Source organism: Pelagibacterium sp. (assembly GCF_035555455.1).
GTDB lineage: Bacteria > Pseudomonadota > Alphaproteobacteria > Rhizobiales > Devosiaceae > Pelagibacterium.
On record NZ_DATMGM010000067.1, the window covers coordinates 1 to 7,711 of the forward strand.

The 7,711-nt window shown below is 65.9% G+C and carries 7 protein-coding genes; 2 read left to right on the top strand and 5 right to left on the bottom strand.

Annotation, left to right across the window (positions count from 1 at the left end):
* The 4 genes from VNS12_RS14360 to ccmI form a co-directional block, all read right to left on the bottom strand.
* A partial coding sequence (locus tag VNS12_RS14360; protein WP_325488543.1) for a cytochrome c-type biogenesis protein occupies positions 1-173 on the bottom strand: 173 nt, incomplete at its 3' end.
* Complete coding sequence (locus tag VNS12_RS14365) at positions 170-2,146, bottom strand: heme lyase CcmF/NrfE family subunit (RefSeq protein WP_325488537.1); 1,977 nt, start codon at positions 2,144-2,146, stop codon at positions 170-172. The genes VNS12_RS14365 and VNS12_RS14360, both read right to left, overlap by 4 nt.
* Before the next feature lie 214 nt (positions 2,147-2,360).
* Positions 2,361-2,804, bottom strand: coding sequence for a cytochrome c maturation protein CcmE (gene ccmE, locus VNS12_RS14370; protein ID WP_325488538.1), 444 nt, complete (start codon positions 2,802-2,804; stop codon positions 2,361-2,363).
* A gap of 7 nt (positions 2,805-2,811) precedes the next feature.
* Positions 2,812-3,891, bottom strand: a complete 1,080-nt coding sequence (ccmI, locus tag VNS12_RS14375; protein ID WP_325488539.1) for a c-type cytochrome biogenesis protein CcmI — start codon at positions 3,889-3,891, stop codon at positions 2,812-2,814.
* Between the two features lie 139 nt (positions 3,892-4,030).
* Between ccmI and VNS12_RS14380 the strand changes: the two genes are divergently transcribed.
* Together VNS12_RS14380 and VNS12_RS14385 are read left to right on the top strand one after the other, a co-directional pair.
* Entirely contained in the window at positions 4,031-5,089 is a 1,059-nt protein-coding gene (locus tag VNS12_RS14380) for an FAD-binding oxidoreductase/lyase (protein WP_325488540.1), read from the top strand.
* Positions 5,086-7,047, top strand: a complete 1,962-nt coding sequence (locus VNS12_RS14385) for an FAD-dependent oxidoreductase (RefSeq protein ID WP_325488541.1) — start codon at positions 5,086-5,088, stop codon at positions 7,045-7,047. The genes VNS12_RS14380 and VNS12_RS14385 overlap by 4 nt, the downstream gene beginning before the upstream one ends.
* Positions 7,048-7,053: 6 nt before the next feature.
* On the opposite strand, the gene VNS12_RS14390 is transcribed toward VNS12_RS14385, so the two are convergent.
* On the bottom strand, positions 7,054-7,711 hold a 658-nt coding region (locus VNS12_RS14390; protein WP_325488542.1), incomplete at its 5' end, for a hypothetical protein.

Consider the following 7,711-nt stretch of genomic DNA (forward strand, 5'->3'; position numbering starts at 1 on the left):
GAATCGTCGATGGACTGGTTCTGGCACACAAGGCAGCGCAGATTTGCCGAGATCGAGCGCGCCCGCGTTTCCAAAAGCGGGTCGCCCAGCACTTCGTCGGGCTGCACCGCACCGGCTGCCAGCGGCATCATCAGCGCCAGCAGCGTGATCATCAGCGTCCAGAACCGCCTCATTGCGCGGCTCGCGCAGTCCGCGACTTCGCGCGCGCCGGCGCGCCGATCCGCATGCGACGGTCGGTGAGCGAGAGGAATCCGGCACCGGCCATGAAGACGGTTCCGAGCCAGATCAGCAGCACGAAGGGCTTGTGCCACAGCCGCACCACGCGCCCGCCTTCGCCGAACCGTTCCCCGAACTGCACATACATCTGGCTAAAGCCATAGGTGCGGATTCCCGCCTCGGTTGTGGGCATGCCGCTCACCGCATAGACCCGGCGTTCGGAGGTGAGCGCACGCTCCCCGCCCCAGGGCGAGCCAATCATAAAGCTCCCCTGTTCGGCGGTGAAATTGGGCCCGGAAACCAGTTCCTCGCCTTCATATGTCACGGTGTAACCGGCGATTTCAGTCGCCTCGCCCGGACGCATCGATGTGACGATTTCCGTCTGGAACGCCGTGGCGCAGACGATTCCGATCACCGAAACGCCGACGCCGAAGTGGGCGATGGCCGTCGACCATGTGGTGCGGGGCAGGCCCTTGAGCCGCGCCCAGCTTTGCGCCATGCCGACGCGCCCGATTGCGGCCCGGTCGACCAGTTCGGCGATGGCGCCCACCATCACCCAGATCCCGATCCCCAGCCCGATCGGGGCCAGTGTGATGGGGAAACCGAGGAAACCGAACACCAGCAGCGACAGCACCACGGTGACGATGATCGCCGCCATCAGCCTTTGGGTCACCGCCGCCAGATCACCGCGCTTCCACGCAAGGAACGGTCCAAACGGAATGAGCAGCAACAGCGGCACCATCAGCCCGCCGAAGGTCACGTCAAAGAACGGCGCGCCCACGGTAATCCGGGCACCGGTCAGCGCTTCGAGCACCAGCGGATAGAGCGTACCGATCAACACGCCTGCCGTGGCCGCCGAAAGGAACAAATTGTTGAGGATCAGCGCTCCCTCGCGGCTGATCGGAGCAAACAGCCCGCCGCTGCGCAGGGCCGAAGCCCGCAACGCAAACAGCGTGAATGCGCCGCCGATAAACAGTGCCAGCACGGTCAAGATCACCATGCCGCGGGTCGGGTCGGACGCAAAGGAGTGCACCGAGGTGAGAATACCCGAGCGCACGAGGAAGGTACCCAGCAGGCTGAGCGAGAAGGTGATGATCGCGAGGAACACCGTCCAGATTTTCAGCGCGTTGCGCTTTTCCATGACGATGGCGGAGTGAAGCAATGCCGTCCCGGCCAACCAGGGCATGAAGCTGGCATTTTCCACGGGATCCCAGAACCACCAGCCGCCCCAGCCCAGTTCGTAATAGGCCCAGTAGGAGCCCATGGCGATGCCGAGCGTCAGGAACGACCAGCTGGCCAGCGTCCAGGGCCGCACCCAACGCGCCCAGGCAGCATCGATCCGCCCCGAGATCAGCGCCGCGACGGCAAAGGAAAAGCAGATGGAAAATCCGACATAGCCCAGATAGAGCAGCGGCGGATGGATGGCGAGGCCGATATCCTGCAGCACCGGGTTGAGCTCGGTGCCGTTGAACGGTGCCGGATCGAGCCGCCAGAACGGGTTGGACGTGAACAGCACGAACCCGGAAAACGCGGCGACCATCAGCCCCTGATTGGAGAGCACCAGCGTCTTGAGATCATGGGGCAGGTTGCGCCCGAACGCCGCCACCGCTGCCCCGAACACCACAAGGATCAACACGAACAGCAACATCGAGCCTTCGTGGTTCCCCCAGGTGCTGGTGATCTTGTAGAGCATGGGCTGCAGCGAGTGGGAGTGCTCGACCACCAGCCGCACCGAAAAATCATCGGCCATGAAGGCCTGTACCAGCGCTGCAAACGCCAGCCCCACCAGCGCAAATTGCAGGATCGCCGCCTGGGTGACGAACCTCTGCGCCATTTCGTTCCCACGCCAGAAGGTAAACCCGATCCCCGCCTGCGCAATCGACAGGATGAACGCGAGAATGAGTGCGAAATGTCCAAGTTCGATCGTCATGAGGCCGTCCACCTTATTTGGATAATCGCAAGCTCAGCACCCCCCTCATCCGGCCGCTTCGCGGCCACCTTCTCCCACGAGGGGAGAAGGGGAACTGAGATTGTATCGTCTCTGGCGCTCCCCCGCGCCCTGCCCTTCTCCCCCGGTGGGAGAAGGTGGATCGCCCGAAGGGCGAGACGGATGAGGGGGGCCGCCATGAGCGCCAACATCACCACTATCCCCCGTCGCCCTGCCAGACACCCTGCTCACGCAGCGAGTCGGCGACTTCGCGGGGCATATAGGTTTCATCATGCTTGGCCAGCACGCTCGTCGCAAGGAAGGATCCGTCGGCCTGCAGGCTGCCTTCGGCGACCACCCCCTGCCCCTCACGAAACAGGTCGGGAAGGATACCAGTGTAATGGGCAGTCATCTGGCCAGCACCGTCATGGACGATGAACGTGTTGTTCTCGCCTTCCTGGTGCCAGCTGTCTTCGAGCACCAGCCCGCCCAGCCGGATCGGCGTGCCCGGCGTCAGCGCTGCTTCGGCAATTTCAGTCGGGGAATAGAAGAACACGATCTGATCGCGCAATGCGGTCAGGATCAGTCCTGCCGCCAGGGCGAGGATCACCCCCAGCCCGGCGATAATGCCAAGTCGCTTCTGCTTGCGTGTCCAGGCCATCGTGCCGCTACTCCGTCAATCCAAGTTCATTCGCCAGGTCATCGAGCGCCAGCCGGTCATCTCCGGCCAGCGCGGCGCGCCCGCGCTCAAGGTCTTCCCGCGCTGCCTCGGCCCCATCGAGCTGGAACCGTGAGCGCACCAGTTGCATCCATTCGGCGGCGCTGCCGCCTTCATCGGCGATCCGGGCCGCCAGACCTTCCACCATGCCACGGATCATAACGTCCATGGTGGCGTCGGGTTCGCTGTCGCCCAGCGCACCACCGGCCAGTCCGGCCTCCGCCGCGATCAGCCCCGCCCTGGCGGTGTCGACCCAGGGCTCCTCACCGGTCGAAAGGTCGAGCAACTCGCGCCACAACTCGGCCCCTTCGGCGAATTCGCCCATGCGGGTCAACTCGCCCGCCATGTAGAACCGCGAGCGGATATGTACTGGATCGGCGGCCATGGCGCTGCGCAACAGCCCCAGGGCTTCTTCATTGGCCTGCCCCTCATTGGCAAGGATCAATGCTTCGGCCAGTCCGGTTTCGCGGTCGGCAGTCGGCGGCTCCAGAGCCAGCACCCGCCGCCAGGCGTTCGCCGCCTCGCCATAACGGCCCTGATCCATGTAAATGGGTGCCAGCACCAGCCAGCCGCGCACATCGTCGGGGGTCGCCACCATCTGTCTTTCGACCAACTCGATGGCCGACGCCAGATCGAGTTCCAGCGGCCCTTCCGGCACTTCGCGCCCGGCCAGCGGCAAGGCGGGCAGATCGGACCGCCCGATCCAGCCATAAACGCCAAGGCTGGCCACCGCGATCACCGGCAGCATGACCAGCATTGCAACCCGCCCGCTGCCAGCCTTGGCGGCGATCGGGTTTTCGCGTTCGTGGCGCATGACCTCGCGCGCCAGTTCGGCACGGGCCGAAGCCGCCTGCTCTTCCGAAAGCCGACCCGCCGCCAGATCGCGGTCGATGCCTTCGAGCTGATCGCGAAAGAACGCCCGCGTCGTATCGGCATCGTCCGCCGAGGCGGTGGGTTTGGTCCGGCGCTGTCCGAAGACGAGCACTCCCAGGCTGGCTGCCACCAGCAATATCGCAAATATCCAGAACAAGTGCGAGGCTAACCCTTGAATCCCAATGAGATACTGTTTCTATAAGCCAAACCCGCGCGGATTGCAGTCAGGGAATGGAGCGCGCTTTCGCCGCACCCGGACTTTTTTCCGACAGGTCATGAGGGCCGGCCCGAGCGATATGTCCGAGCAGTCTGAAACCATTGCCGTGGTCGGCGCCTCGCCTTTCGCGTGGCTCTTAGCAGGCCTTTTGGCTTCTGACCATTCACGAGCGGTTGTGCTGGTGGGCCCGGCTCCGCAGCCGTTTGCCCTTCGCCCGCTTCCGTCCCTTTCCGTCGCTCCCCTCACCCGCCCGCAAAGCTGGGCCCTGCTGCATGACGCGACGCGCGAGGCGATCCGCCGCCTGTCGCGCATCGCACCACGGATGGGCGAGCGGGTCGATCTGGCGCTGTTCGCCGGGTCGCCCACCAGCCGAATCGCATTGGGGCACATCCGGCGCATGGCCGAAGGGTTCGGGCATCCGGTCGAGCCGATCGATCGCGCCGAACAGTCCGGCATCGGCCTGCGCGATACCTGGCTGTTCGATACCGCCCTGTTCATGGCGGCTGCTCCCCGCTGGCTCGCTTCAGCAAACGTCACGGTCACTCACACCCCCGAAGCGCTCGTTATGAACCGCGACGGCACCGCAACATTCGCTGATACCTTGATCACCCGCGTCATTCTCGCCGATGATTGGGCCATTCTGGGCCACCTCTCGGCTGATGAGATCGCAGCGTTTGCCCGCGTCGAGCCCTGGGTGGGGATCGAAACTCCGCCCCATCGCCCGCTGCCGTTCCGCGCCGGGCTTGATCTCGACAGCGGCACCGTGTTTTCCCAGTCCGCCCAAGGCACCTTCAGCGGCGCAGCGCCTGACGATGACGGCAAGGGCATCGCGCGCATCGCCGCCTGTCTCGCGCAAGACCCGGCGCCCCGCCTCGCCGCGCGTACGCACTTTAAGCGTCTCGTCTCCCATGATGGCGCGCCGGTGATCGGACCGACCCGGCGCGGACAGATGTTCGTCATTGCCGGGCTGGGCCCGCTCGATCTGGTTCTCGCCCCCACCCTCGCCGCCATTGTGTGCAGGACAGCGAGCCCGTCCGGGGCCGAATGGGCGACCGCCCATGGCGCAGCCCTGCGCCAACCGCGCCGCCCGGTCGCCGAGTTCTCCCCCGCTGCACTCCTCTACGGAGGCACGGCATGAGCGGCCCGGCGCGCCTTTCCGGGGACCTGCCGCCGGAATTTTCCCGCCCGGCGATCGATACCGCCCAGCCGATCCGCTTCCGGCTCAATGGCCGCGTGGTCGATGGGTTTGCCGGGGACACGGTTCTGTCGGCCCTTATGGCCAGCGGCGTAGCCAGCACCGGTCTATTCGAGAAGCCCCCCGTTGCGCTGGACGACCACAGTGCCCCGGCCATCGCCGTCGCTGGCAATGAGCACCGCGCCGATCTGGCCATGCCCATGGCGTTGTGTCCTGCACTGGATGGCGTGTCCTATGTCACTCCCGATGCCCGCCCCTCGCGCCCCCGGCTGTTTTCGCGCGCCGGGTCTTCCCTCGATCTTGAGTTTGGTACCGCCATCGCGCCGGGCGGCTGGATTGACGCGCCCCCCATCCGCCAGATCACCGCTGATGTGATCGTTGTCGGCGGCGGCGTCGCCGGACTTTCCGCCGCCATTGAAGCAGCCGAGCGCGGATTGCGCGTGTGCCTCGTGGAAAAAGACGTGGTTCTTGGCGGGATGTCGGAGTTCTTCGGCAAGGCGGAAGGCGAACCAGCCCCCGACGCGTTGATCGCCGAACTGGCCAGCAGGATCGGCGAGACGGGTCTGGTCAAGCTGCTGCTCGGAACGCTGGCTTTCGATCTGAGCGAAAACCGCATCGAGGCGATCCGGGTCATCACCTCCGGCGCGCTGCCGCAGCCCGAGCGGCTCGCCCTCACCGCCGATACCATCGTGCTCGCCACCGGCACGGCGGGCCGTTTGCCGGTCTTTCCCGGCAACCGCCTGCCCGGCGTGGTCGAGGCCGGTTTCGCCTGGCGGATGGCGGCGCGCTACAACGTCTGGTCGGGTTCCAGCGCCCATATCCACACCGCCGCCAATGCGGGCTACCGTCTTGCCCTGCTGGGAGCGGCCAGCGGCAAGACCATCATGCGCACCAGCGATCCGCGCATTGATCCCCAGACCCGCTTCATCGAATTCTGCAAGGCCTATGGTTACCGGCTGGGATGGGGCGTCACCCCTGCCCGCGTCGAGGCCCGGCGCGGCGACTCGCTCGCCATCGCGCTGGCCGATGCAGTTTCCGGAACACTCGCCGAAGAGGCCATCGATGCCGACCGCCTCATCGTCTCGGGCGGCTGGCAGCCCGCTCTCGATCTATGGGTCCGTGCCTCAGGCCGCGTCACATGGCATCCTGCCGCACAGCGTCTGGTTGCCGATGGCGCGCTCGCAGGTGTCGTGCTCGCGGGCAGCGTAGCGGGTTATCATACGCTTGTGGGCTGCACCGAGCATGGCCGCGCCGCGCTGGCAATGGCGCTCGACGGAACGATCCACACCGTTCCCGACACCGGCATCGACCCGATCTTTGACACGCCCGACGGCCCGCTCACGCTGTCGCCACCGGTTGCCGACGCCGCACCGGCCTTCATTTCGCTCGCCGGCTTGCGAACCCTCACCCCCCCGCCGCGCCAAGGTCTCGCACACTTCTTTGCCCGCCGCAGCACATCCGGGCCCGGCTGGACAGCGCTCACCATCAGCGATGTGGTTGGAGAGATCATCGCCGGACGGCTCGATCCAGCATTCGCCGGCGCCTTTTGCGCCGAGCGCTGCGTCGTGCCCCGTGCTCTTGTTGCCCCGCCTGTCCCGCCACACATTCCCAGCCATCTCGACGATGCGCTTCCCCCCTGGCTGGACGGCCGGTTCGGTGCCGGACAGGCGCAATGGTCGCTGCGCCCTGCCGAGCCCCGACGTTTCGAGCCCGGCTGCCTCATCTTTGCCAATACCGACCACCGCTCGCCGCTCGATGCGGTCGGCGTCATCGTCCATGGCGCACCGGGCTCCACCCGCGCGCTCATGCAGCGCCCGGGCATCCGGGTCGGCGAAACGGTCTATATCAGGGATGGGCTCACCACCACTTCGGCCCGCCTCTCGGCGCGCTACGAAGGGTGATCGTGTTTACGACAGGACGGTCCGGCGTTCCGCGCCATCCCGGGCCCGGCGCAGGATGTCGGCATATTCGGAATTGAAGCGGATTTCGGCCATCGCAATCCCAGCATCGAGCCATTCGCGAGCCAGCGCATTGCCGGGGTGGGTGCGATAGTGATCGAGGGCGCGGGTCACCAGCACCTCGATGGTCTGGCCGGTTTCCGTCCACGCCTGATCGAGCAGCGCGTTGACCGCCAGCGAATCGCGGGACCGTCGCACCGTAGCCAGCAGATACAATCCATTGAGCGCCGCCAGCACCTGATCGGCATCGACACGGTCATCGCTATCTCGCGGACGTCGCAGCGCCTGCGCCACGTTGATCGAAATGTCCTTCATCGGCCGTTCCAGCCGCTCGGACAATTGGCCGACGAGGTCTGAAATCATCGTGCCCCAATGGGAGCGGCGTTCGATCTCAAGGGTATAGCTGAGCGCCCGCATCAGCCGGTGGAACCGATCGATGGCCCGGCAGGCCAGATCGATATCGGCGAACAGCCCCGGCTGCACCGCCAGCAGGCCGATCTGTGACTGCGCATGGCTGAGGATGGCCTCGACCAGCGCCCCATACCCGGCGTTGATGATCTCGGTTTGCGTATTGCCCCCTGCAATCGCGACCGCTGCCGCCATGGCG

Excerpts from the sequence above, each read along its gene's own strand:
- ccmE (WP_325488538.1), bottom strand. The coding sequence starts at position 2,804 with ATGGCCTGGACACGCAAGCAGAAGCGACTTGGCATTATCGCCGGGCTG.
- VNS12_RS14380 (WP_325488540.1), top strand. The coding sequence starts at position 4,031 with ATGTCCGAGCAGTCTGAAACCATTGCCGTGGTCGGCGCCTCGCCTTTC.
- VNS12_RS14385 (WP_325488541.1), top strand. The coding sequence starts at position 5,086 with ATGAGCGGCCCGGCGCGCCTTTCCGGGGACCTGCCGCCGGAATTTTCC.
- VNS12_RS14365 (WP_325488537.1), bottom strand. The coding sequence starts at position 2,146 with ATGACGATCGAACTTGGACATTTCGCACTCATTCTCGCGTTCATCCTG.